Below are 23,824 nucleotides of genomic sequence, written 5' to 3'. Positions count from 1 at the left end.
GTAAGTTGGATACAAAGCCAGTGAAGAGGCTCGCAAAACGCCTTGAAAGGCGCGAAATAACCCGGCTGAAGGTCACCTGGCCGAGAATGAAACTCATTTCGCTAACGCGGTAAGAGATCCGTCGTAGAAAAGTGATTATTAGAGGTGCCATAAAGTGCACGGTGCTCACCGAAAAATGAACCAGTATGGACGCCTCCACGCGCTGGATGCGCAGGTAAGCGTATCCGTAACCCAACCCCGCGAAGATGGCCAGCATTATGTACCAAGGCCCGCCGCCCAGATGAACGAGACCGAACAATACGGCGCACCGCGAGATTTGTATGTCCTCGTTTTGCGACGAACGCCGCCGCGGCAAGGCCGCCGAGAACAAGGATCGATGGCCACGCCAGGTAACCTTCCCGCAGTCCGCTCACGACGGCGGCGGCGAACAGCACCATCCATGGATGTATAGCCAGCTTGGGGCCCACCGCTACCGGGTTGAACCATACCGCGCATAGGGCCATGGCTAGCAGCGAGAAGGTGAGTGTCAGGGATGGAGCGCAATGCATGGCGCAAGAAACGCAAGCACAGCCGGCGGCGGGACTCGGACAAACCCGGTGTGCTGCCGCTGCCGCCACGGCCTGGAGAATTGCCCGGTCTTCCGAGACTTCCGGCACCGCCCAAGCCAGGCAACCTGCCCTCTTTGCCCAGGCTTCCTTGATGGGGCTCTTGAAAGTTGCGTGTCAAGAACTTCCCATGATGCGCCGATAGTGGGAGTGAGACATTTAGCAACAAGGGCGGGGCAACAAAGATGAGTAATCACATGCAACGGCACTCGAGGGGCATCAAGCATCTCTCCTGGCACTGGGGCAAGCTACGCGATGAGCCCACGTTGCGGTACGCGGTGGCCGCCTGCGGCACGAGCATTTCCGTCGAGGACGTGACGAACGTTGCGCGCGCGATCGAGTGCCCCATCTGTGCCGTCATCCTGCGCGAGACCACGAACCCGCGCATCAAGGCTGGTCCCTACTGATCCGCCGGCATGCCAATCACGCCAAGCGCATGCAAGGTGGTGATTTGTTCTTCGGTATATCCCAGCATTTCGGTTAACACTTTCCGCGTTTGTTCTCCCACCCGGTAGGGCGCGGGCCCCGTGGGGTGGGTCGCCTTCCCATCGACAAAGAAAGGCGTGGCCGTCACCCGAACGTTGCCGCGCGTGGGGTGATTCACCTCGGGAAACGCCTGGCGCTGCGCTAGGTGGGGGTGATTGGCCACCTCTTCCGGCGTGAGCATGGGAACGGAAGGAATGCGAGCCGAGGTGAGCGCCTTCACCGCGGCGTCCACGCTCCCGAAGCTGTTCAACCACTCGCCGTAAACCTCCCGCAGCGCGCTCCAATTCTGGCGCCGTGCCATGGGCGTGGCAAAGCGCGGGTCGCTGGCGAGTTCAGGTTTTCCGATGGCGGCCACCAATCGCGCCCACAGGTGCGGTGCTCCGGCGGTCTGTGCGGCCACGTAGCGCTCGCCGATGGGATGCACCAGCATGCCCGCTCGCGGCCGCCGTTCCACGGGCCCGCCATTGATTAGGGCGCCATAGGTGATGTCGTCCGCGGCGATGAGGCATTCGAGCATGGACACATCGAGCGTGGCGCCTAGGCCGCTGCGTGCATGCCGGAGCAGCGCCGCGCAAATGGCGCCGAACGCGTGCGCCCCAGCCAGCACATCGGCCGCTTGCAGGTAAGACACGCGCGGCTGTACTTCGCCGCAGCGGTCGAGATCCATCATCCCCGATATGGCATTGATGAGATGCGCGTAGGCCTGCATGGAACTCCATGGCCCCGTCTGGCCAAAGCCAGAGATGGAACAGTAGACCAGCCCGGGATGCAAGGCGCGCAGCGCGTGCGAATCGAGGCCATGGCGCGCCATGACGCCTGGAGAAAAATTTTCCACCACCACTTCTGCCTTGCGCACCAAGTCGAGCACGAGGGGCCGCGCCTCGGGCTTGGCCAGGTCGATGGCAATGCCTTGCTTGCTGGCATTGATGCGCCAGAAATAGCTGCTCTGGTCGCCGCGGTTGGGGTCGAGTTGGTGGACGATGGGGCGGACTTCGTCGCCCTCGCCAGGCCGCTCGATCTTTATGACCCGCGCACCTAGATCGCCCAGCATGCGCGTGCAATAAGGGCCTGCCAGCACCCGGGTGAAATCGATGACGGTGGTCCCTTGCAGCAGTAACTCGGCGGCCGCTGGAGAATTCATCGTCTCAGAACCGCGAGAAATCGGGTTTGCGCTTCTCCAGGAATGCGCTCATGGCTTCCTTCGCCTCCGGCGATCCGAGGAGTTCGCGGAACAACAGGCTTTCCTCGCGCATTTGTTCTTGCACCGCCATGGCGTGGCGCTTTTTCATCAGCGATTTGGTTAGCTGAACCTGATGGGGCGGCAAACCGGCGAGGTGAGCCGCGGCCGCGCGGGCACGATCGAGTAACTCTTCCTTTGGCACCACTTCGGTGATGAGGCCCGCGGCGAATGCCTTCTCGCTATCGAAAGGTTTCCCGAGCAGAAGCAGTTCCGCCGCGCGTTGATAACCGGCGATCATGGGCAGAAGAAAGCTCGACGCCGCTTCCGGCACGAGACCTAACGAAACGAAGGGAAGCTGGAACCGGGCTTCGGGCGTTGCGTAGACCAGATCGCAATGCAAGAGCATGGTGGTGCCGATGCCCACCGCCGGCCCGCCAACGGCCGCGATGAGCGGTTTGGCGGCGGTTGAGACCGCTTGTAAAAACTGAAACACGGGAGAGTCGTCGCCACGGGGCGGGTTGCCGAGAAAATCCTTGAGATCGTTTCCCGCGCAAAAACACTCGGGGTGGCCATGTATGAGTATGACGCGCACCTGAGAGTCCGCACCTGCCGCGCGTAGGGCGTGCGCGATGGCCTGATACATTTCCGCGGTGAGCGCGTTTCGCTTCTCGGCGCGGTTGAGTTCGATGCGCGCGATGCGGTCCTTGGTTTGCGTTATGACGAGAGCGGTCATGGGCCTTATCCAAGCGCGGTGACACGATACCCCACGCGCGGGAAGTGCACGCACACGGTCCCCACGCGAGGGTCCGTTCGCAGGATCGCGATGCGGTCAGGTTCGATCAACCTGAGCGTTCCGGTCACGGTGGGTTCGCCGCTGTTCAAGTCCGGCGTCACGCCGACGGATTGCCCGAGCGCCAGGCCTTGCGCGTCGCGTGCATCTCCTCGCTCGGGTGTCGCGGGTTCGGCGGCGCGGGCGGCTTCGATGGCTTGCGCGGAAGACATCTCACTAGGACGCCCATGGCCAATGGCGGCTATGCGTTTTTCCCAAGCTTCGAGCGCGTGGAACTCGGCCAGCAGCGCCGGGCCGCCTTGCCAGCGGGCGCGTACGAACCATATTAAGTAATAGGCTTGCGCATCCGCGAGCCCGGGTTTGCCGCCGAACAGGAAGGATCGCTTATCCGCCAATTGCAGATTGATCCAGGAAAACTGAGCGCGCAGTTGCGCCACCACATGGGGCACGTCCGCTTTCAACTCGTTGGAATTCCAGTTTGGGCCGAAGAACAAACGGCCCCGGTCTTTCAGGAATTCCGCGGGGAGTTGGTCCGCATTGGCTCCAATCAATAGCTTGGCGGCCGCGTCGAACATGGAATCCGTCCAACGACCGAAGATCGTGGCCATGCCCTGGCTGCCACCGGGATAAAACGTGGGTTCTGGAAAGCGGCGTTCGATTTCCGGCAAGATGCATTGGCTATCGCAGTAAATATCGGCGCCGCTTTGCATGATGGGGGTGCGGCGGTAGCCGCCCGTCAGCGGCATGACGTCGGGCTTGGGGGGAAGCCGCGGAATTTCCACTGAGCGCCAAGCCAGCCCTTTCATGCCGAGGGCGATACGGACTTTTTCGGAGACGGGCGAGGGAGGGTAGTGGTGCAGGATGAGTTCGTTCATGGTGTGCTGAGTTTCTTGATGTCGTAGGGCAAGGGCTCGAAAGTTCGGTCCTTGGGCAACGCATTCTCCACGGCCTCGAAGCGGGCTTCGCTCGCGGGGTGTGAAGAGAGAATGGCGGGAACGCTCGTGCCTTCCTTGGGGAGTTTCTTGAAGAACTCCATCATACCGCGCGGATCGATGCCGGCTTCGGTGAGGGCTTTGACCCCGCGCAGATCCGCTTCGGTCTCCTGCGTGCGCGAGAAACGCAGATTCCCCAAGTTCTCCGCGAGAGAGGCTGCCACGGAACCGCCGGTGTCTCCGAGAAGAAGGGTGAGTGCGATACGCCATCCGGCGGCATGCACTAGCCCGCGCAAGCCATGGCGCCGCTCCACGTGTTGGATTTCGTGGGCGAGCACACCGGCCGCTTCCTCGGCGCGGCCGGCCTTTTTGAGCAATCCGGTGTGGAACACGATGTACCCGCCCGGCATGGCGAAGGCGTTCACTGTGTCATCGCGCAGGATGTGGAACTGGTACTCGTAGACCGAACCCTTGGACAGGCGGCGCCCCAATTCGCGCAGCATGGGCAGGGCAGGATGGTTTTCTTCCAGCGCTTTGCTGGCGCGAAATTGCGCGAAGGATTGCGCGCCCAGCGTCTTCTCCGCCTCCACTGGAATGCGGTCCACCGCCCAATCGATCACGCGATTCGTTTGCGACAAGAGCAGTGCAATCGCCAACACCGGCAGCACGACGAACACCGTGACAAGCCCGGTGATCCAAGCGCGCGTGCCCGCCGCCTTGGGCTTCGCTTGCTGGCGGGCGGGTTGCAAATAGTCCAGCACCGCTTGTTGCGCCGCAGGCTGGGCAAGGGCCAAGCTGAAGGCGCCCTCCTGGCCCTTCCACTCTAGCAACATATGATGGTCATTGAAGCCGCCACGCCGCCAAGTGATTTCAGTCCAGTTAACCGTGGGCAAATGGGAATGTTTATCTTGAAAATTCAGACCGAAGATACCGGCTCTGAACGTGGCGTTGGCCCCGGTGGGGGAAATCCCCGGACCGAAGAGTTGTCCGCTAAGGCTCACCAGTGTTATTCGTCATCGCCGCCGAGCAAGCCACCCAGCGCGCTCCCACCTACTAATCCGCCCAGCAGTGAGCCTTGTTCGCGTGATCCGCCTCTTTGCGGAGCGGCGGCGAAGATGCGGCTCGCCAATCGCGACAAGGGAAGCGATTGCAGCATGATGGTACCCGGGCCGCGAAGTGTCGCGAAAAATAAACCCTCGCCGCCAAAGAGCGCCGTCTTGATTTTGCCAACGTACTCGATGTCGTAATCCGCGGTGGATTGCATGCCCACCAAGCAGCCCGTGTCCACGCGCAAGAATTCGCCAGGTGCCAGATCGCGCCGCATCAGGGTACCGCCCGCATGCACGAAGGCCAAGCCATCGCCTTCGAGTTTCTGCATGATGAAACCCTCGCCGCCGAAGAACCCCACGCCCAGCCGTTTTTGAAAGGCAATGCCTACCGATACGCCGCGCGCGGCGCAAAGAAAGGAATCCTTCTGGCAAATGAAGGTCCCGCCCATCTTGGGCAGGTCAATGGGAACGATCTTGCCTGGGTAGGGCGCGGCAAAGGCGAGCTTGCTCTTGGTATTGCCTTGGTTGGAGTAAACGGTCATGAACAAGGACTCTCCTGTGAGGAGCCGCTTGCCCGCGCCCAGTAACTTACCGACGATCCCGCTTTGCTGGGTGCCGTCGCCAAACACGGTATCGAGAGCGATGTGTTCTTGCATGTACATCATGCCGCCGGCTTCGCCGATGGCGGCCTCTCCGGGATCGAGCTCGATCTCGACGTACTGCATTTCCTCGCCAAATATTTGATAGTCGATGATGTCAGCCACGGTGTTAGGAATTCAATGATGGAAGGCGCGCATTCTATCCAAGCCTCTCGAGGACCTCCCGCGCGATTGCCAAAGAGGCGGTGAGTCCGGGAGATTCGATTCCGTACAGATTCACGATGCCTGAAACGCCGTGATCCGCCGGGCCCTGGATGATGAAATCCGCCGCGGCCTCCTTCGGACCGGATACCTTGGGCCGGATGCCCGTGTAGCCCGGTTGCAGGGCGCCGTCCTTGAGTCCGGGGTAGTACTTTCGAATGGCTTCGTAGAACAGCGGTTCGCGCGATTTGTCGAAGGTGTAATCCACCGAGCCGGTCCAGCACACATCCGGGCCGAAGCGCGCCTGCCCTCCTAGGTCTAGCGTGACGTGCACGCCCAAATGAGCGTGTGTGGCCACCGGGTATACCAAGCGGCGAAAAGGCGATCGCCCGCTCAAGGTGTAGTAGTGCGCCTTGGCGAAGTACCGCGGGGGAATGCTATCGCCAGGAATACCGCTAATGCTGCGCGCCAAGTCTTGCGCGAACAGCCCGGCGCAGTTGATTACGCTGTTGCATAGCAGGCTCATGGGTTCCTTTCCGCCTACGTTGAGCACGATGCCCTTGCTTGTCAGTTCGCCGGATTGCACCGGGCTGTGGAACGCGAGGCCGGCACCGTGATCTTCCGCATCGCCTTGCAAGGCGAGCATGAGCCCGTGGCTGTCGATGATGCCGGTGGAAGGCGATAGGAAACCCGCCACGCAGCGAACGGCGGGCTCCATCTCTTCGAGTTCTGCCACCGTTAACCAGCGCAGGTCGGTCACGCCGTTTTCCTCGGCCCGGGTGACGTAGGATTCCACGGCGGCCACTTCCGCTTTTTCGCTTGCCACTACAATCTTACCGATTCGGCTGTGCGGCACGCCGTGGTCCCGGCAGTATTCATAGAGCGCGTGCTTGCCTTCCACGCACAGGCGCGCCTTGAGCGATCCCTTGGGATAATAGAGCCCGGCGTGGATGACTTCGGAATTGCGCGAACTGGTGTGGGTACCGATGCCTTCCGCGGCTTCCAGGACAATGACTTCCCGCCCCTTCATGGCCAGGGCGCGTGCGACGGCTAGGCCGACCACGCCGGCCCCGATTACGACACAATCGGTTTTTTCCAACATATTGTTCAAGATGAATTGCAAGGACCGCCATGTTATCCAAGGGCGCGGCGGGGGAGGGGGCGCCGCATGAGCGCGTCCCGAACATGGGATTCTGAGTTCCTGTCCCGTTCAGCGGCCTTCGAGGTGCTGCGCGGCGTGGTTCGGGATCTCGATCTCTCGGCATGGCCGCCGGCGGCGGCTCTCACGCACCAGGCCAAACGGCTGGCACCGCCCGGCGCCAAGCCCATATCTTTCGTGGAAACCGACTTCGTCGGTACCGAACCGGTGGATGCCCTTTCCTACGAGGAGCGCATATACCGGCGCGGCGAAGTGTTATGCCGCCCAGAAGACTGGCACGACTTCCTTAATGCCCTGGTGTGGATGGCTTTCCCCGAGGCCAAGGCTGCTCTCAACGCTCGTCATATCGCGGAGTTGGCCAAGGAGGCCCCAGGACAGCGCGGGCGCGCACGCGACGCCTTGACCTTGTTCGACGAAGGCGGCGCGATAGTGTGTTCAACGGACTCACGCATGCTCGGATTGATTCGCGCATTTCAGTGGAAGGAATTGTTCTGGCGCCAGCGCGAGCGTTTCCAGGCAAGCACTCGCGTGTTTATCTTCGGCCACGCCATGTATCACAAGCTGCTCGATCCGTTTCTGGGCGTGAGCGCGCTGGCGCTCTTGCATGAGGTGCCGAATGAGTTTCTGGCTTTGCCTTTGGAAGGACAGCTTCTACATGCCGGCTCGGCGACCGCGGAGCGCCTGGAGGATGCGAGCACGCTGGCGACTCCCCGCGACTTGGCGCCGTTTCCGGTTCTGGGGGTCCCCGGTTGGTTTGCCGCCAACCATGAGGAATACTTTTACGACAATCAGAACTACTTCAGACCTGGCCGGATGCGGGCCGCGCGCGCGGCGGAAGCAATACAATCTCGCCACTCATGAACCAGGATTCCCGCTTGGCGGAAAAAAACAACGAAGTGCGCGGTGTTCTGCTTCTGCTGGCCTGTGGCAGTTTCGTATCCGGTGTCACCATTCGTGTTGGCGAGACGCTCCTCCCCAAGATGTCGCAGGAGTTCAGCGTGAGCGTGGGGGAGGCCGCCATCATCATTACCGCCTTCACGTTTGCCTATGGGTTCTTCCAGCTCATTCACGGTCCCTTGGGCGACCGCTTCGGCAAAGTGCGCATGATCTGCCTCATGCTCGGCGCCTCCGCGTTGGGGTGTCTGGGTTGCGCTATGTCCCATTCCCTGCACGAATTGGCGGCGTACCGCTTCGCCACCGGCATGACGGCGGGCGCCATCATCCCTTTGTCCTTTGCCTTCCTTGGCGACAATGTAGCCATCGAGGAGCGCCAGCACGTTCTGGCGCGCTTCGTGTCGGGAACCATGCTTGGCCAGGCGGCGGGGCCATTGATCGGCGGGCTGTTCAGCGATTTTCTCGGATGGCGCGCCATCTTCCTTGTATTGGGTGCTGCCTTGGCGCTCATGTCCTTGGTGCTCGCCAAGAATGCCTGGTCGCGCGCCGAGCCGCAGGGGCAGACGCTGACGGGCGTGAAGGATCTGTTGTCGCGCTATGTCTATCTGCTTCGCAAGCCGCGTGTGCGCCTGGTGGTGCTGGTGGCCGGCATCGAAGGATTCCTGTTTTTCGGTGCGTTTTCCTACATCGGTGCCTACCTAATATTCGAATTCGATCTGAGCTATACCGTGGTGGGCATGGTGATCGCCGGCAACGCCGCCGGGGGTATCGCCTACGGCTTTTTCGTGCGGCACTTGATCAAGCGCTTGGGCCTGCGCGGCTTGGTGACTGGCGGCGGGATAGTAATGCTGCTGTGTTACCTCGGGCTCTCAATCGCACCGGTGTGGTGGCTGTGCGTGCCCTTCGTCATAATGTCGGGCTTCGGTTTCTATATGCTGCATAACACGTTGCAAACCCAGGCCACGGAGATGGCCCCCGAGGCCCGCGGTTCGGCCGTTTCGTCTTTCGCTTTCTCCATGTTTCTCAGCCAGGCGCTGGGAGTATGGCTAGCGGGGTGCATAGTTGGACGCTTCGGATACGCGCCAATATTTGTAGCCTCGGGAATTGGCTTGCTCGCCCTGGCCCGTTGGTTCGCTCGCAGGGTGGAGATGAAAAGGGTGGCCGCTCAGTGACGCCCGCTTAGCGACGCCCGCGCGGCATGCGTTACACTCCGGCTGTTTTGGCGTGGCTTCATAGAAAAACTAATATGTTCAAGGAGGAATGGTATGGCACAAGTGTCTGGCGCTCTTGCCCAGGGCGTCGCACCCGAGACGGGATTTCTTTCCAAGGAACGAATCATCGCGGGGCCAGGATTCAACCGTTGGTTGGTACCGCCCGCGGCATTGTGCATTCACTTGTGCATCGGCATGGCCTATGGCTTTTCGGTGTTCTGGCTGCCGCTCACAAAGGCCATCGGCATCACCAAGCCGGTGGCCTGCCCGGACGGGACGTCCTGGATCGAGAAGCTCTTCACCACGACCTGCGATTGGGACAAGCCCATGCTGGGGTGGATGTATACCCTCTTCTTCGTCTTCCTCGGATCGAGCGCGGCATTGTGGGGCGGATGGCTTGAACGATCCGGCCCGCGCAAGGCTGGTGTGGTCTCCGCGACCTTCTGGTGCGGTGGCTTGGTGATTTCCGCCCTCGGGGTCTATCACCACCAACTATGGATGATGTGGCTAGGTTCCGGAGTCATCGGCGGCGTGGGCCTGGGGCTGGGTTATATCTCCCCCGTGTCCACGCTGATCAAATGGTTCCCCGACCGGCGCGGCATGGCCACGGGCATGGCCATCATGGGATTCGGCGGCGGCGCCATGATTGGCTCGCCCTTGGCCGACAAGATGATGAAGTTCTACGCCACGCCTACCTCGGTGGGGGTGTGGGAGACCTTCCTCACCATGGCGGCCATTTACATAGTGTTCATGTTGATCGGCGCGCTCTCCTACCGGGTGCCTCCCACGGGGTGGAAGCCCGCGGGCTGGACGCCACCCGCCTCGCAGGCGGCCAATGCCATGATCACGCAGCGCCACGTGCACTTGAACAAGGCTTGGCGCACACCGCAGTTCTGGTGCCTGTGGGGAATCTTGTGCTTGAACGTTTCGGCGGGCATCGGCGTCATCGGCATGGCTTCTCCCATGCTGCAAGAAATATTTGGCGGAAAGTTGATCGGCGTGGACGTGAAGTTCGATCAGTTGAGCAAGGAGCAGCTTGGGCAGATCGCGGCAATCGCGGCGGGATTCACCGGCTTGTTGAGTTTGTTCAACATCGCCGGGCGCATCGTCTGGGCATCGTTCTCCGATTACATCGGGCGCAAGGCCACCTACTTCGCTTTCTTCACCCTCGGATTCTTGCTCTACGCCTCGGCGCCGCACGCGGGGCAATTGGGAAGTGTCGCGCTCTTCGTGGGCATCTTCTGTTTCATTCTCACCATGTATGGGGGCGGATTCGCCACCATCCCCGCCTATCTGGCGGATATGTTCGGCACGCAGATGGTGGGCGCCATCCATGGCAGGCTGCTCACCGCTTGGTCCGTCGCGGGTATTCTCGGCCCTGTGCTGGTGAACTACATCAACGACTTCCAGATCAAATCCGGCGTGCCTAAGAGCGAGGCTTACGACACGACCATGTACGTGCTGGCGGGTCTTCTGGTAGGCGGGTTTATTTGCAACCTGTTGGTGCGGCCGGTCGCCGCGAAGTGGTTCATGACGGATGAGGAATTGGCGGCCGAACGCAAGCTTGCCCATGACCGGGCCGCCGCGAGCGAAGTGCAAGGGAGCGCCGCTACCGCGGCGGGAGGGGCAAGTACAAAGTCTTTAGTTCCATTCTTCTGGCTGCTCGTCGGAGTGCCATTGGCGTGGGGCGTTTGGACCGCGGTGGAAAAAGCCGCTGTGCTGTTCAAGTAACACGCCAATGACCGAGCAGAGCCAGGCCGTGTACGCGCATTGCGCCGAAACGGCCATCAAGAACCACGCGCACCGGCCAGGAGGGTTGCTGCCACTCTTGCATGAAATCCAGGAGGATCTGGGTTTCATTCCTCCGGAAGCCTTGCGCGCCATCGCGAAGGCAGTGAATTTGTCGCGCGCCGAGGTGCATGGCGTGGTGACTTTCTATCCGGATTTCCGTAGCGTGCCGCCTGGTAAGCACGTGCTCAAGATATGCAGGGCCGAGGCCTGCCAAGCCATGCAAGGCGATGCGCTGGCGGAGCACGCTCGCAAGCGGCTGGGCGTGGATTTTCACCAGACTACCGCCGATGGCGCGGTCACCTTGGAGCCCGTGTACTGCCTGGGTAACTGCGCGTGTTCGCCGGCGGTCATGTGGGACGGCGAGGTGTTTGGCCGGGTGACCGCGGCCGGCATGGATGCGTTGCTGGCGGGGAGCAAGGCATGACGACCACGGTCTATGTGCCGCTCGACACCAGCGCACTCTCGCTGGGCGCCAATGCCGTAGCCAGGGCCATCGAGCACGAAGCCGGCAAGCGCCATGTGCCTGTGCGCCTCGTGCGCAATGGTTCGCGGGGGATGTTCTGGCTGGAACCCATGGCGGAGGTTGAGACGCCGGCGGGCCGCGTGGCCTACGGTCCGGTGAGCGCGGCCGGCGTGCCATCCCTCTTCGATGCGGGTTTCCTGAACGGCGGAAAGCATGCGCTTTGCCTCGGGATGACCGAGGAGATTCCTTACCTGAAGCGCCAGGAACGCTTGTGCTTCGCGCGGGTGGGTGTGACCGATCCCTTGAGTCTTGCGGACTACGAGGCCCATGGCGGCATGAAGGGGTTGCGCAATGCCTTGGCTTTGACGGGCGGCAAGATCGTCGCCGAGGTCACGGATTCGGGCCTGCGTGGCCGCGGCGGCGCGGCTTTCCCGACGGGCATCAAGTGGCGCACGGTGTTGGACGCCGAAGGCGATACCAAATTCGTGGTGTGCAACGCCGACGAAGGCGATTCGGGCACCTTCTCCGACCGCATGCTGATGGAAGGCGACCCGTACTGTTTGATCGAGGGCATGACCATCGCCGGCCTAGCCGTTGGGGCTCACCAAGGTTACGTGTACCTGCGTTCCGAATATCCCAACGCCCAGCGTATTTTCGAGGGAGCCATCGCCAATGCCCGGCACGCCGGCTATCTGGGCGAGGACATCCTGGGAAGCGGCAAGCGCTTCGATCTCGAAGTGCGCATGGGGGCGGGCGCCTATATCTGTGGCGAGGAGACCTCGCTGCTGGAAAGCCTGGAAGGCAAGCGCGGCATGGTGCGCTACAAGCCGCCGCTGCCCGCCATCAAGGGGTTGTTTGGCTGTCCCACCATCGTCAATAACGTGATCACCTTTGCGTCGCTCCCCATCATCTTCGACAAGGGGGCCGCCTACTACCGAGATTTCGGCATGGGGCGTTCGCGCGGCACCCTGCCTTTTCAACTCGCGGGGAACATCAAGCGCGGCGGCCTAGTCGAAAAGGCATTCGGGCTCACCTTACGCGAACTGCTCTATGACTACGGCGGCGGATCCGCAACGGGTAGGCCTATTCGCGCGGTGCAGGTAGGAGGACCCTTGGGTGCCTATTTGCCGGAATCCCATTTTGATACGCCGTTGGATTACGAGGCTTTCGCGAAGGTGGGAGGGATGATCGGACATGGCGGGATCGTCGTTTTTGACGATACCGTGGACATGGCGCGCATGGCCCGCTACGCCATGGAATTTTGCGCCATCGAGTCCTGCGGCAAGTGCACGCCCTGTAGAATTGGCTCCACGCGCGGGGTCGAGGTGATCGACCGCATTACCGCGGGCGAGCAGCGGGAGAAGAACCTCGCGACTCTCAAGGATCTATGCGCCACCATGCTGCATGGTTCGCTCTGTGCTCTGGGGGGGATGACGCCGTTTCCAGTCTTGAGTGCGCTGGAGCATTTCAAGAGAGACTTCGAGAAGTAGGAAGTAAGCGATTGGCCCGGCTTTGCTGGGAAGGAGATGGGGTATGTATTCAGTCAAGGAAACCGATTTCGGAACGCCTGCTAGCCGCTCGGCCCAACAAGTGAGCCTGGAGATCGACGGCAAGTCCGTGAGCGTCCCGGCTGGCACTTCGGTCATGCGTGCCGCCATGAATTCCGGTGTGAAAATCCCGAAGCTGTGCGCGACCGACATGGTGGATGCCTTCGGCTCTTGCCGCTTGTGCCTGGTACAGATCGAAGGCCGCAAGGGCTACCCCGCCTCGTGCACCACCTTGGTGGAGCCAGGCATGAAGGTGCGCACGCAAACGGACCAACTCGCCAAGATCCGCAAGGGCGTGATGGAACTATACATCTCGGACCATCCGCTGGATTGCCTGACCTGCCCCGCCAACGGCAATTGCGAGTTGCAGGAGATGGCCGGCGTGGTGGGCTTGCGCGAAGTGCGCTATGGCTACGAGGGCGCCAATCACTTCTCCGCCAAGAAAGACGAATCCAACCCCTACTTCAGCTTCGACCCCACCAAGTGCATCGTGTGTTCGCGCTGCGTGCGCGCCTGCGAGGAGGTGCAAGGCACCTTCGCCTTGACGGTGGATGCGCGCGGCTTTGCCTCCATGATCTCGCCCAGCCAGAAGGAAAGTTTCATGGACTCCGAGTGCGTGTCCTGTGGCGCTTGCGTACAGGCCTGCCCCACGGCCACACTCATGGAAAAATCCATCACGGACGCGGGCCAGCCCGATCACAGCAAGGTCACCACCTGTGCCTACTGCGGAGTGGGTTGCTCCTTCCGCGCCGAGATGCAGGGCAGCAAGGTGGTGCGCATGGTGCCCGACAAGAATGGCAAGGCCAACCATGGGCACTCCTGCGTGAAGGGCCGCTTCGCTTGGGGTTACGCCACTCATCCGGACCGTATCAAGAAACCCATGATCCGCGAAAAGATCACCGATCCATGGAAGGAAGTGAGTTGGGACGAGGCCATCGCCCACACGGCTTCCGAGTTCAAGCGAATCCAGGCGAAGTATGGCCGCGCCTCGGTGGGTGCGATCACCTCGTCGCGCTGCACTAACGAAGAAACCTATCTCGTTCAAAAGCTGGTGCGGGCCGCTTTCGGCAACAACAACGTGGATACCTGCGCGCGCGTGTGCCACTCGCCCACGGGTTACGGGCTGAAGCAGACCTTGGGAGAGTCGGCGGGTACGCAAGATTTCGATTCGGTCATGCATTCCGATGTGATCATGGTGATCGGCGCCAATCCCACCGATGCGCACCCCGTGTTCTCGTCACAAATGAAGCGCCGTCTGCGCGAAGGCGCGAAGCTGATCGTCGTGGACCCGCGCAAGATCGATCTGGTGCGCCAGCCTCACGCCGAGGCGAGTTATCACCTGAAATTGCGGCCCGGTACCAACGTGGCCATCATCAACGCGCTGGCACATACGATCGTCACCGAAGGCTTGGCCAAGGAAGATTTCGTGGCGGCGCGTTGCGACGTGAAGGAATTCGCCAAGTGGAATGCCTTCATCGCGCAGGCGAAAAACTCCCCCGAGGCGCTGGAGAAGGAAACCGGCGTGCCAGCCGAGGAAGTTCGCGCGGCCGCGCGCTTGTTCGCTACAGGCGGCAATGGCGCCATCTATTACGGCTTGGGCGTCACCGAACACAGCCAGGGTTCCACCATGGTCATGGGCATCGCCAATCTCGCCATGGTCACCGGCAACATCGGCCGCCCCGGCGTGGGCGTGAACCCGCTGCGGGGACAAAACAACGTGCAAGGCGCCTGCGACATGGGTTCCTTCCCCCACGAATTCCCCGGTTACCGGCATGTATCCGACGACAACACGCGCGCCTTGTTAGAATCCACTTGGGGTGTGAAGCTGGATAACGAACCAGGATTGCGCATCCCCAACATGTTCGATGCCTCCCTGGACGGCAGCTTCAAGGCGCTCTACGTGCAAGGCGAGGACGTGGGGCAGTCAGACCCCGATACGCAACACGTCACCGCGGCGTTGAGCGCGCTAGAGTGTCTTGTAGTGCAAGACTTGTTCTTGAACGAGACCGCGAAGTTCGCCCACGTGTTCTTCCCTGGGTCATCGTTCCTGGAAAAGGATGGAACGTTCACGAACGCCGAGCGGCGCATTTCGCGCGTGCGAAAAGTCATGCCATCGTTGTGCGGGATGGAAGATTGGCAGGTGACCGTTGCCTTGTCGGAGGCCATGGGTTACCCCATGCCGTATACACATCCTTCCGAGATCATGGCGGAAATCGCGCGTCTGACACCAACCTTCACCGGCGTCACCTACGAGAAAATCGACCAACTAGGCGGCGTGCAGTGGCCGTGCAACGATAACGCACCCAATGGCACGCCGGTGATGCACTGCGAGGAATTCGTGCGTGGCAAGGGCAAGTTCATCGTCACCGAGTACGTTCCCACGGAAGAAAAGGTCACGCGCATGTATCCGTTGCTGCTGACCACGGGACGCATTCTTTCGCAGTACAACGTAGGGGCGCAGACGCGCCGCACGCAGAATAATCTCTGGCACCACGAGGACCGGCTGGAGATTCATCCGCACGATGCCGAGGAGCGCGGCATTCGCCAGGACGATTGGGTGGGCATCAAGAGCCGCGCGGGCGAAACCGTGTTGCGCGCCACGCTCACCGAGCGCGTGCAGCCGGGCGTCGTCTATACGACCTTTCACTTTCCCGAGTCCGGCGCCAACGTCATTACCACCGACAACTCCGACTGGGCGACCAACTGTCCGGAGTACAAGGTGACGGCCGTGCAAGTGATGCCGGTGACGCAACCCTCGGAGTGGCAGAAGGATTTCCGCAGCTTTTCGGAGCAGCAGGAAAAGTTGCTCGATGAGCGGCAACGCGTGAAGGTATAGCCCGCATGGATGGCGAGCACCTCTACAAGATGGCGAACCAGATCGGTGCCTTCTTCGCCGCGCAAGCTGGCCGGGCCGAGGCCATCGAAGGCATCGCGAATCACCTGAAGCGCTTCTGGGATCCTCGCATGCGCAAGCAAATCGTGCGCATGGTGGACGACAAGGAAGCCGGCTTGCAGCCCCTAGTGGAAGACGCCATCCGCGCTCACCGGAAGCTGCTGGTGGGACTGCAACGTACCAGCTAAATGTTGCCTGCGCGGCGGCGTGGCTGGGTTACCTTGGATAGCCCGCCGGCATGACTTTCATCGCGTTGCTCGCCGCGTTTCTTCTTGAGCAAGCGCGCCCCCATCCTTACCCCAATTTGGCGGTGCGCGGCTTTATCTTGTTCGCCGGTCGTGCCGCCCGCTATCTCAATGCGGGCCGTCCGTCGCACGGCGCGCTCAGCTGGTGTGCGAGCGTGTTGCCACCCGTGCTAACGGCATCGGTTTTATCGTGGGGCTTGGCCGCGGCCAACCCCTTCCTGGGGTGGATATGGTTCGTCGCCGTTTTGTTTTTCACCACGGGATTTCGCCAGGTCAGCCACTTCTTCACGGGGATCGCCCGCGCGCTGAAAGCGGGCGACGGACAACGCGCGAAGGATCTGATCTCGCAATGGCGAAACGAATCGCGTTTTGAGATCGAAGATGGCGATGTCGCGAAACTCACCATAGAAGAGGGCCTGCGCGGGGCACACCGGTTCGTATTCGGCCCGGTGCTATTCGCCGTGTTTTTTGGACCAGCGGGTGCCGTGCTCTACCGCCTCGCCGCCATCTTGCGCGAGGAATGGGCTGGGCAAGAGCCGGAACTGGCGCAATTGGGGCGTTTCGCCGGCACGGCCTTCAAGTGGCTCGACTGGGTGCCTTCGCGTATCACGGCCGCGGGTTTTGCCGTGGCCGGAAATTTCGAGGACGCTTTCTACTGTTGGAGAACCCAGGCGGGCGCCTGGCCCGATCCATTCAATGCACCGCTTCTGGCGAGCGGCGCGGGTGCCTTGGGGGTCAAGCTGGGCGGCCCTCTGCGCCGCTTGGCGTCGGTGGAGGAAAGACCCGGCCTGGGCATGGGCGACGAACCTGATATCGACGCGCTGGACAGCACCGTGGGCTTGATCTGGCGTGCCACGGTGATCTGGATGATCGTATTGCTCATGGTTACGATCGCGCGCTGGGTTGGCTAGCCGCGGCTTGCCGTTCACGCACAAGTTTCTGGTAAATGCCCAGCCGCTTGGCGTTCAACGAGGTGTCCGCTGTAATCGCGCATCCTGGCTCCGTCAGGTGCAGGCAGTTGGTGAACCGGCATTGCCCCAGATGCGGCGCGAATTCCGGAAAGCCTTGCACCAATTCCTCTTGGGTCACGTGAGCGAGGCCGAAATCCTGAAGGCCAGGAGAGTCGATGACGCAACTCTCCTCGTCCAAACGGTAAAGCCGTGCATGGGTGGTGGTGTGGCGCCCCGAATCCAGCGCCAGGGAAATGTGCCCCACGCTGGCTCTCGCTCCAGGTACAAGTGCGTTGATGATGGTCGATTTGCCCATGCCGGATTGGCCTGCGAGCACGGTACGCTCGCCCTTCAGATAAGGCCGCAGAGGCCCTACGTCTCCGAGGGCCGAAAGCCGTGCCACGCGGTAATTCAAGTCGAGGTAGACCTGGAGGCGCCGAATGGCTGTTGTGCTCTCGGCGATGAGGTCGCACTTGTTGAGTACGATCAACGCGCGCAAACCTTGTTGCGAAGCCGCCACCAGGCAGCGCGTGATGAGTTCGTCGTAGAACGAAGGGGTGGAGGCCACCACCACGGCCAACTGGGTCACGTTGGCGGCGATCAGTTTCTGCTTGTACTTGTCGGACCGGTACAGCAAGCTTCGGCGCGGATCCACGGCCTCGATGACCCCTTGATCGTTGCTTGAGCGCTGGACGAGGACATGGTCACCGCAGGCGGCCAAACTCTTCTTGCCGCGGGGATAGGCTTGAATTTCGCTGCCGTCCTTTAGTTGCACGACGTAATGACGGCCGTGGGCAGAGACGATTTCTCCGCTAAGACTTGGGATTACCGCATGGGTTTTCAAGGAGCGCGGCCCGGATTGAGAGGTTCCGGAGTATAGGCGCGCCGGCCGGCGCCGAGAATTCTAGTGGGCGTCCTTGCGCAGTGCGCCCACGAGACTGCTCATGGCGCGATCGAACAGCGGCACCTCTTCCATGATGACGCAGCCGCCCTGGCGCATTTCCTTCGCCAGTTGGTAGAGAGAAAATTCCGCCACCTTGGCGCCGTGCCGGTTGGTGAACAGATAAGTGCCCTTGAGGGGGCTGATCCAGGACAGACTCGCTTGCGTTCGTACGTCCTCGGCGGAACGTATTTCGATCCACGTGCCCACGGCCATGCCGCCGGCCTTGATGCTGTACTCATCCCCGGAACGCGACGTGACTGTGTCTGCCTGGCCCGCGCGCACCGGCGAGAAGGCTGGAAGATCCTCCAGGCTGACTTCTTCCACTTCGATCTCGCCCTCGCCAAAGGGATTCTTGATGATCAAGGATTTGAAGGGCGGTAGTGTTTCCGCCATGCGTGTGTCCTCGTCCGTTTCAGGACTGCCGCCATGGGCTGTGTCCTCGAACTCAGATGGCAGCGCCGCTGCGCCAGGACCCGCGGTCAAGGAGTCGAACTCGATATCGGAAGGATGCGCGGTCTGCGTTGAGCCGGGGTTTGCCGCGATGCCTACACCGGCGGCTTGCTGGAAGAATCGGGCTGCCGCGTATCGATCACCTCGGACAGGGTCGGGATGGTGTCCAAAGGGGAGGGCGCGGTGGCGGAAGAAGTGCGCGCGGATTCCGGCTTGATAGCCGCGGCCGCGTTCGCGCGAGCGGCCTTGCGAAGTACGTCCGCGGCGCTATTGATCACCTTGGTATGGCAGCGCATCAGCTTCGCGAGGAATTTCTTGCGCACGTCCTCGTGCGTGCCGACGATTTGCATCCCTTTTTCCACGCGCCGGAGTAACACGGGTAAAATCGAGCCGAGTTTGCGGCGTTCGTCGGAAGTGGGTTTCGGCGAGACGCTCCAAATCAATTCAATTGATCCATGGTCTCGATGGCGCTCTTCCAGGCCGGGCTCTCTGAACCCTATTTGGCGTGGGCCATGACCAACAGTTTGATCCATTCTTCGGCGAGGAACTTCAGCACTGCTTGCGGCATCTGCGCGGCCTCGGCCCGTTTCTTTACCTCGGCTTGCGCGGTGGCGCGCGAGATTTCGAGCTTTTCTCGCAGCTCCATGAGCCGCGCCGCGCGCGAGGCCTAGGTCTGCGCACGGCGGTCTTCCGATTCGATCACCCGTTCGAGTTCGGTCTCGGTTTGCTCGAACAAGGAGAGATCGTCCTTGAATTCCTGAATGAGTTTCTGGAGGATGGCCGCGACTTGCTTGAATAACGGGTTGGTGATCTGAAAATCGGCGCCAAGGCCCAAGCCGAACTCGCCCAAGGTATTGAGCATCCGGCGGGCAGGATGTTGTTACGTCTGAAAGAAGCTCTTGTCGAGGATGGCGACCTTCAGAATGGGAATCTGCAAACGCCCGATGAGAACCTTCATGGCGTCCGGTATTTTTTTGTCGTCTAGGATCTGGTCGAAGAGCATGGACACGATGTCCAGCGTCATGTTGTCGGCCTCGCCCATGCCTTGGCCGAAGGGCGTCGACTTGATGTCGCGCAGAATATTCACGGCCCCTGGAGCCGCGATGGCCGCGGCAAGTGAATTGGGCGCCCCCTTGATCACGGTAGCATCGCCATGCTGGATTTGCGTCAAGGCGCCCACGAGATCCGCCCCGGTCAATATCCGCACGGGACCCGTGGCCGTTCCCGCATGCTGCCCGGTGTGGGTGGACATCGCGCCGCCGGAAGGGCCTGAACCTGGATAGCCTCCTGGCATCCCGGTGCCAACAGGCCCCGTGTTGGGGTAACCGGCGGGCATTACGCCGCCCTGAACTCCTTGATTGGGAAGGCCCCCGGGAGCAGCACCTCCTCCCGCAAAGTCAGCCGGCCCGCCGAGGAGTGTAGGAGCCGCGCCCGAACCCGTTAACGGTGCGCCGCCACCATATTGGCGTAGGAGCAGGCCCTGGAGAAGCCCGAAAAAGTCTTGTTCGCTACCGCCCGCGGCAGCTTCGCCACTTTGCGCCCCGTAATCCCCCGGCATGGCGTGGGGCATACCGCCACCGGCTCCCGCCCCGGGCATCGGACCATGCAATCCGCCGCCCCCGTGCATGGGATGGCCCATTCCGGCACCAGAGGGCGCATGAAGGGGAGGGGATTGTGGTGCCGAGGGCGGTGCCATGGCCGCCGCGGCTAACGCGGCGGCCGCGCCTCTGTTTGGAGCACTGCTTTGGGAGCGTCCCAATCCGAAGCGAATTTGCGGAAGGACGGAGTTCTTGACCAGGAGCGAGTTGAGGTCCTTATAAATCCCTTTCATCTCCGTGCGGACCTGCTCATCGAAGAGGTTCAGAATCACCATCTTTACCTTCAACCCCGCCTCGATTTCATCGCAGGCCTGCTTGAAGGCGGCATAGACCGTATCCGGACTAAGAGGATTGTCCTCGCCCTTGAGCTGAGGGTCCCTGATCAAGACGCCGATTCGCTGATCCAGGGCGTTCAATTCCTCGTTGTACATTCCGCGCGCCTTGGTGGAGAGATCCTTGACCTTGAGCGCCCCGCTCAAGTCCTCGTCTTCCATTAGGGTCATCGTCGACAGGTCATAGTCCGCAGGACCTTCGCCGGATTTTGGTTGCTTATGTAGGCGGCGGTCGAACTCGGTATCGAAGCGCTGTTTGAATTGCTTCTCGATGGCGGCACGCTGGGCCTTGGCCTTATCCTCGGCCAGGAGATAAACATCTTGCATCTCCTTGTCCTTGGTCGCTTCCGCCATTTTCCATGGGGTTTCCTCCATCTTATTGAGCATGGCGGTCAGGGATTTTGCCAAGCGTTCCTGTGCCATCTCACGGCACTCTTGCAGCAGGCGGTTGGCATCCCCGGCTCTTAGAGTGGCCCCTTGCTGCCCTGCCGGAACATGGGTGATGGTGCTGGGTTCGTGCTTGCTCATCTGGATGATGTCAGCGGGAATTCCGATGCCAATACTGAAATCTCAATTAGTTAGTTCCATAGAGGTTCCTCGTCGCGGAGTTACACGGTGGATCCAGCAGGCAGACCTCTAACGTGAAACAAGGCGATGTCTGGACACTTGCAGGGATCGACGCTCTAGCAAAAGCCTGTCATAAACCGGGAAATACCCCCACAAGCTGTGCTCCTCCGCTGTCCCTTATCAGTCTTTGAAGAGGAAACTTTAGGGATAACAGAGGGAAAAACACCAGCTTTCGCGCTAGTTCGCGGGCCCTGGGATGGGGTCTTCGTGCGCTCGCCGCAACGCCTGTAGGATGACCTCCGGTGGCTGGGCGCCGGAGAGGGCGTACCTGCCGTTGAAAATGAAGAAGGGGACGCCGGAAATGCCCATTTGGCGGGCACGGTGGTCAAGGCTAGCGACCAGGTTGCGATTCTCCTCACCATGGAGGTAAGTCTGCGCTTGTGCGCCAAACCCGGCACGTAGGGCGAGAGTATCCAAAGTCTGGGTTTGGGTGAGATCGGCGCCTTCGAGGAAGTAGGCCTGGAATAAGGTTTCCACCATGGCGTCTTGAACTTTCAAGGGAGCGGCAGCGTGAATGAGGCGGTGGGCGTCCAGGGTATTGGGCTGCACTGTCATCCGGTCGAAATCAAAACCGATGCCAGCCGCTTGGCCGGCTTTCGACACACGCGCGTAGATTTCACGCGCGCGCTCAGGCCCGCCAAACTTCTCTTCCAAATACGATTTGCGGGAGACACCTTCGACGGGCAAGTGGGGGTTGAGTTGAAACGGCAGCCAACGGACTTCCGGTGCCTCGGAATCCGGGAACTCCTCGCGGAACTGGCGCAGGGCCGCTTCGAGGTGGCGTTTACCTATAAAACACCAAGGGCAGACCACATCGGAAATGACATCGATCGTGAGGGTGTTCATGCGGGGGAGGGGTGAGGTGGGGTTAAGATGTCGCGGACAGCCGTTATCTTGACATTGGCGGGCCCCGGAAAGCAAACCCGCCCGCTTACTCCAAACCTACTCGATGACATCTTCCTCGCTTGCTGTTCCACCGGTAGCCAAGCGTATCGCGCACGAAGTCGTAATTCATGAGCGCGCGTGGACCGACGAATATCGCTGGCTACACCGTAAAAACGATCCGGAAGTCCGCGCCTACCTCGAAGCGGAAAACACCTACACCGAGGCCATCATGGCGCCCTTTCAGCCATTCCAGGGGGCGCTTTATAAGGAGATGCTGGCGCGTATCAAGGAGACGGACATGGGCGTGCCCTACCGCATGGGCGCTTGGTGGTACTACGCCCGCACGGAAACCGGAAAACAATATCCCATCTATTGCCGCAAATGGCGGGACCTGGAAGCGCCCGAGCATATCACGCTTGACCTAAATGAGTTGGCCGCCGGCCACGAGTATTTCGCTCTAGGCGCCTACAAAATAAGCCCCGGTGGAAACTTGCTGGCTTTCTCCAGCGACGTGACGGGATTTCGCGAGTACACCTTGCGCATCAAGAATCTCGCGACGGGAGAAATGCTGGCGGAGCGCATCGAAAAAACACGGTCGGTGGCCTGGGCCATGGATAACCAGCACTTGTTCTACGCCAAGGAGGATAAGGCAAAGCGAGCCTACCGGATCTACCGTCATGTCCTGGGCGGGCGGCGCGACCGCATTCTCCATGAGGAAAGCGACGAGCGCTTTAGCGTCTCCGTCACGCGCACGCGTAGCGATGCGTATCTCGTGCTGACCACGGCCAGTGCGACCGCGTCGGAAGTGCGTTACCTGGACGCTAAACGCCCGCGCGCGCCTTGGACCTTGATCGAAGGACGTAGCGACAATCACGAATACTACGCTGACCATGCCGGTGACTCCTTCTACATCGTGAGCAATGACCAGGGCCGGAATTTTCGCTTGGTGGTCGCGCCAGCAGCGCATCCTAGCAAGGAAAATTGGGCGGAGCTGATTCCTCACCGGCCCGATGTCATGCTGGAAGGCGTGGACCTGTTTGCGCGCCATATGGTGCTCCACGAGAGGCAGGGCGGTTTCCCGCTACTGCGTGTGCAATCTTACGATAGCCGTGAAACGTGGCGGGTGGAAATGCCAGACGCGGCGTGCTCGGTCCGCGGCGCCGGCAACGAAGAGTTCGCTAGCACCGTGTATCGCATCGAATACGAATCCCTGGTGGTGCCCCTTAGCGGTTACGACTGCGATTTGATTACCCGCGAGCTAAAGCTGCTTAAACGCCAGGAGGTTCTGGGAGGTTACGACGCCGGGCAATACCAATCCGAACTGTTCCATGCCAAGGCCTCCGATGGCACCTTGGTTCCGGTCTCCATGGTCTACAAGAAGCAAGAACGCCATGCCGGACCGCAGCCAGCGCTGCTTACAGGGTACGGCGCTTACGGGATTCCCAACGACGTGCATTTCAGTTCCACGCGGCTCTCGTTGCTGGACCGGGGTGTCATCTACGCCATCGCCCACGTGCGCGGCGGGGGGGAGTACGGCAAGGCATGGCACGACAATGGCCGCATGTTGAAGAAGCGTAACTCATTCACCGATTTCATCGCCGCCGCGGAAGCGTTGATCGCCCAGGGCTATACCCGGGCGGACCAATTGCTGATTCAAGGCGGCAGCGCGGGCGGGCTGCTGGTGTGCGCAGTGGCGAATTTTCGGCCGGAATTGTTCAAGGCCGTCATCGCGGAGGTGCCCTTCGTCGATGTTATCCACACCATGCTGGACGACACGTTGCCCTTGACCACGGGTGAGTATGAGGAATGGGGTAACCCCCATGAGCGGACGTACTTCGAGTACATGCGCGCGTATTCGCCCTACGACAACTTGGCGGCTAAACCTTATCCGGCGATGCTTGTGGAAACTTCCCTTAACGATAGCCAAGTCATGTACTGGGAACCCGCCAAGTACGTGGCAAGGCTTCGAGTCATGAATACGAGCAAACGGCCGG

At 61.0% G+C, this 23,824-nt stretch carries 24 protein-coding genes; 11 read left to right on the top strand and 13 right to left on the bottom strand.

What is annotated here, in order from left to right; genetic code table 11:
• The coding region (locus tag EXR36_09465) for a CPBP family intramembrane metalloprotease (GenBank protein MSQ59847.1) at window positions 1-370 on the bottom strand (370 nt) is incomplete at its 3' end.
• Window positions 371-501: 131 nt separating this feature from the next.
• On the opposite strand from EXR36_09465, the gene EXR36_09460 reads away from it, so the two are divergent.
• Both EXR36_09460 and EXR36_09455 read left to right on the top strand, forming a co-directional pair.
• Window positions 502-750, top strand: coding sequence for a hypothetical protein (locus tag EXR36_09460; protein ID MSQ59846.1), 249 nt, complete (start codon window positions 502-504; stop codon window positions 748-750).
• A gap of 52 nt (window positions 751-802) precedes the next feature.
• The gene (locus EXR36_09455; protein MSQ59845.1) at window positions 803-1,012 is read left to right on the top strand and encodes a hypothetical protein; all 210 of its coding nucleotides are present in this window, start codon (window positions 803-805) and stop codon (window positions 1,010-1,012) included.
• Here the strand turns inward: EXR36_09455 and EXR36_09450 are convergent.
• The 6 genes from EXR36_09450 to EXR36_09425 all read right to left on the bottom strand — a co-directional run bounded on the left by EXR36_09450 (window position 1,006) and on the right by EXR36_09425 (window position 6,944).
• On the bottom strand, window positions 1,006-2,232 hold the full coding sequence (locus EXR36_09450) for a CoA transferase (GenBank protein ID MSQ59844.1): 1,227 nt from the start codon (window positions 2,230-2,232) through the stop codon (window positions 1,006-1,008). The genes EXR36_09455 and EXR36_09450 overlap by 7 nt on opposite strands.
• A 4-nt stretch (window positions 2,233-2,236) precedes the next feature.
• Window positions 2,237-3,004: an enoyl-CoA hydratase gene (locus tag EXR36_09445; GenBank protein ID MSQ59843.1), complete on the bottom strand. Its 768-nt coding sequence runs from the start codon at window positions 3,002-3,004 to the stop codon at window positions 2,237-2,239.
• Between the two features lie 5 nt (window positions 3,005-3,009).
• Entirely contained in the window at window positions 3,010-3,936 is a 927-nt protein-coding gene (locus EXR36_09440) for a glutathione S-transferase family protein (protein ID MSQ59842.1), read from the bottom strand.
• Complete coding sequence (locus EXR36_09435; GenBank protein MSQ59841.1) at window positions 3,933-4,994, bottom strand: M48 family metallopeptidase; 1,062 nt, start codon at window positions 4,992-4,994, stop codon at window positions 3,933-3,935. Before EXR36_09435 ends, EXR36_09440 begins: the two co-directional genes overlap by 4 nt.
• 5 nt (window positions 4,995-4,999) lie before the next feature.
• Window positions 5,000-5,767, bottom strand: coding sequence for an AIM24 family protein (locus EXR36_09430; protein MSQ59840.1), 768 nt, complete (start codon window positions 5,765-5,767; stop codon window positions 5,000-5,002).
• A gap of 73 nt (window positions 5,768-5,840) precedes the next feature.
• Complete coding sequence (locus EXR36_09425; GenBank protein ID MSQ59839.1) at window positions 5,841-6,944, bottom strand: NAD(P)/FAD-dependent oxidoreductase; 1,104 nt, start codon at window positions 6,942-6,944, stop codon at window positions 5,841-5,843.
• A gap of 66 nt (window positions 6,945-7,010) precedes the next feature.
• On the opposite strand from EXR36_09425, the gene EXR36_09420 reads away from it, so the two are divergent.
• The 8 genes from EXR36_09420 (at window position 7,011) to EXR36_09385 (ending at window position 16,956) form a co-directional block, all read left to right on the top strand.
• The gene (locus tag EXR36_09420) at window positions 7,011-7,862 is read left to right on the top strand and encodes a DUF3025 domain-containing protein (GenBank protein MSQ59838.1); all 852 of its coding nucleotides are present in this window, start codon (window positions 7,011-7,013) and stop codon (window positions 7,860-7,862) included.
• On the top strand, window positions 7,859-9,067 hold the full coding sequence (locus tag EXR36_09415) for an MFS transporter (protein ID MSQ59837.1): 1,209 nt from the start codon (window positions 7,859-7,861) through the stop codon (window positions 9,065-9,067). Before EXR36_09420 ends, EXR36_09415 begins: the two co-directional genes overlap by 4 nt.
• 93 nt (window positions 9,068-9,160) lie before the next feature.
• A complete protein-coding gene (locus tag EXR36_09410) occupies window positions 9,161-10,837 on the top strand; it encodes an MFS transporter (protein MSQ59836.1) in 1,677 nt (558 codons plus the stop codon).
• Between the two features lie 7 nt (window positions 10,838-10,844).
• Window positions 10,845-11,321, top strand: a complete 477-nt coding sequence (locus tag EXR36_09405; GenBank protein ID MSQ59835.1) for a formate dehydrogenase subunit gamma — start codon at window positions 10,845-10,847, stop codon at window positions 11,319-11,321.
• Window positions 11,318-12,850 carry an NADH-quinone oxidoreductase subunit NuoF gene (locus EXR36_09400; protein ID MSQ59834.1) on the top strand — a complete coding sequence of 511 codons (1,533 nt, stop codon included), beginning with the start codon at window positions 11,318-11,320 and terminating at the stop codon, window positions 12,848-12,850. Before EXR36_09405 ends, EXR36_09400 begins: the two co-directional genes overlap by 4 nt.
• Before the next feature lie 43 nt (window positions 12,851-12,893).
• Window positions 12,894-15,743, top strand: coding sequence for a formate dehydrogenase subunit alpha (locus EXR36_09395; protein MSQ59833.1), 2,850 nt, complete (start codon window positions 12,894-12,896; stop codon window positions 15,741-15,743).
• A gap of 5 nt (window positions 15,744-15,748) precedes the next feature.
• Window positions 15,749-15,988, top strand: a complete 240-nt coding sequence (locus EXR36_09390) for a formate dehydrogenase (GenBank protein MSQ59832.1) — start codon at window positions 15,749-15,751, stop codon at window positions 15,986-15,988.
• Between the two features lie 50 nt (window positions 15,989-16,038).
• Entirely contained in the window at window positions 16,039-16,956 is a 918-nt protein-coding gene (locus EXR36_09385; GenBank protein ID MSQ59831.1) for a CobD/CbiB family protein, read from the top strand.
• Here the strand turns inward: EXR36_09385 and rsgA are convergent.
• From rsgA to EXR36_09355, 6 genes are all read right to left on the bottom strand, one after another.
• Entirely contained in the window at window positions 16,931-17,839 is a 909-nt protein-coding gene (gene rsgA, locus EXR36_09380) for a ribosome small subunit-dependent GTPase A (GenBank protein ID MSQ59830.1), read from the bottom strand. The genes EXR36_09385 and rsgA overlap by 26 nt on opposite strands.
• A 60-nt stretch (window positions 17,840-17,899) precedes the next feature.
• Entirely contained in the window at window positions 17,900-18,421 is a 522-nt protein-coding gene (locus EXR36_09375) for a DUF1631 family protein (GenBank protein MSQ59829.1), read from the bottom strand.
• Window positions 18,422-18,483: 62 nt separating this feature from the next.
• Entirely contained in the window at window positions 18,484-18,921 is a 438-nt protein-coding gene (locus EXR36_09370; protein ID MSQ59828.1) for a DUF1631 family protein, read from the bottom strand.
• A 134-nt stretch (window positions 18,922-19,055) separates the two neighbouring features.
• Window positions 19,056-19,250, bottom strand: a complete 195-nt coding sequence (locus tag EXR36_09365; GenBank protein MSQ59827.1) for a DUF1631 family protein — start codon at window positions 19,248-19,250, stop codon at window positions 19,056-19,058.
• 18 nt (window positions 19,251-19,268) lie between these two features.
• A complete protein-coding gene (locus tag EXR36_09360; GenBank protein MSQ59826.1) occupies window positions 19,269-20,846 on the bottom strand; it encodes a DUF1631 family protein in 1,578 nt (525 codons plus the stop codon).
• Between the two features lie 276 nt (window positions 20,847-21,122).
• A complete protein-coding gene (locus EXR36_09355) occupies window positions 21,123-21,791 on the bottom strand; it encodes a DsbA family oxidoreductase (GenBank protein ID MSQ59825.1) in 669 nt (222 codons plus the stop codon).
• Between the two features lie 103 nt (window positions 21,792-21,894).
• On the opposite strand from EXR36_09355, the gene EXR36_09350 reads away from it, so the two are divergent.
• Window positions 21,895-23,824 (top strand): S9 family peptidase (locus EXR36_09350; GenBank protein MSQ59824.1); only part of this gene is annotated, 1,930 nt, incomplete at its 3' end.

It is taken from the genome of Betaproteobacteria bacterium (genome assembly GCA_009693245.1).
Taxonomy (GTDB): domain Bacteria; phylum Pseudomonadota; class Gammaproteobacteria; order Burkholderiales; family SHXO01; genus SHXO01.
Note: the sequence above shows the minus strand (reverse complement) of the source record. Positions and strands in the feature narration are given on the sequence as shown.

Coding starts and splice junctions, on each gene's coding strand:
- EXR36_09395 (MSQ59833.1), top strand. CDS start 12,894: ATGTATTCAGTCAAGGAAACCGATTTCGGAACGCCTGCTAGCCGCTCG.
- EXR36_09450 (MSQ59844.1), bottom strand. CDS start 2,232: ATGAATTCTCCAGCGGCCGCCGAGTTACTGCTGCAAGGGACCACCGTC.
- EXR36_09370 (MSQ59828.1), bottom strand. CDS start 18,921: ATGGATCAAACTGTTGGTCATGGCCCACGCCAAATAGGGTTCAGAGAG.
- EXR36_09400 (MSQ59834.1), top strand. CDS start 11,318: ATGACGACCACGGTCTATGTGCCGCTCGACACCAGCGCACTCTCGCTG.
- EXR36_09455 (MSQ59845.1), top strand. CDS start 803: ATGCAACGGCACTCGAGGGGCATCAAGCATCTCTCCTGGCACTGGGGC.
- EXR36_09425 (MSQ59839.1), bottom strand. CDS start 6,944: ATGTTGGAAAAAACCGATTGTGTCGTAATCGGGGCCGGCGTGGTCGGC.
- EXR36_09415 (MSQ59837.1), top strand. CDS start 7,859: ATGAACCAGGATTCCCGCTTGGCGGAAAAAAACAACGAAGTGCGCGGT.
- EXR36_09440 (MSQ59842.1), bottom strand. CDS start 3,936: ATGAACGAACTCATCCTGCACCACTACCCTCCCTCGCCCGTCTCCGAA.
- EXR36_09390 (MSQ59832.1), top strand. CDS start 15,749: ATGGATGGCGAGCACCTCTACAAGATGGCGAACCAGATCGGTGCCTTC.
- EXR36_09430 (MSQ59840.1), bottom strand. CDS start 5,767: ATGCAGTACGTCGAGATCGAGCTCGATCCCGGAGAGGCCGCCATCGGC.
- EXR36_09385 (MSQ59831.1), top strand. CDS start 16,039: ATGACTTTCATCGCGTTGCTCGCCGCGTTTCTTCTTGAGCAAGCGCGC.
- EXR36_09355 (MSQ59825.1), bottom strand. CDS start 21,791: ATGAACACCCTCACGATCGATGTCATTTCCGATGTGGTCTGCCCTTGG.
- EXR36_09420 (MSQ59838.1), top strand. CDS start 7,011: ATGAGCGCGTCCCGAACATGGGATTCTGAGTTCCTGTCCCGTTCAGCG.
- EXR36_09360 (MSQ59826.1), bottom strand. CDS start 20,846: ATGAGCAAGCACGAACCCAGCACCATCACCCATGTTCCGGCAGGGCAG.
- EXR36_09460 (MSQ59846.1), top strand. CDS start 502: ATGGCTAGCAGCGAGAAGGTGAGTGTCAGGGATGGAGCGCAATGCATG.
- EXR36_09445 (MSQ59843.1), bottom strand. CDS start 3,004: ATGACCGCTCTCGTCATAACGCAAACCAAGGACCGCATCGCGCGCATC.
- EXR36_09410 (MSQ59836.1), top strand. CDS start 9,161: ATGGCACAAGTGTCTGGCGCTCTTGCCCAGGGCGTCGCACCCGAGACG.
- EXR36_09365 (MSQ59827.1), bottom strand. CDS start 19,250: ATGCTCAATACCTTGGGCGAGTTCGGCTTGGGCCTTGGCGCCGATTTT.
- EXR36_09405 (MSQ59835.1), top strand. CDS start 10,845: ATGACCGAGCAGAGCCAGGCCGTGTACGCGCATTGCGCCGAAACGGCC.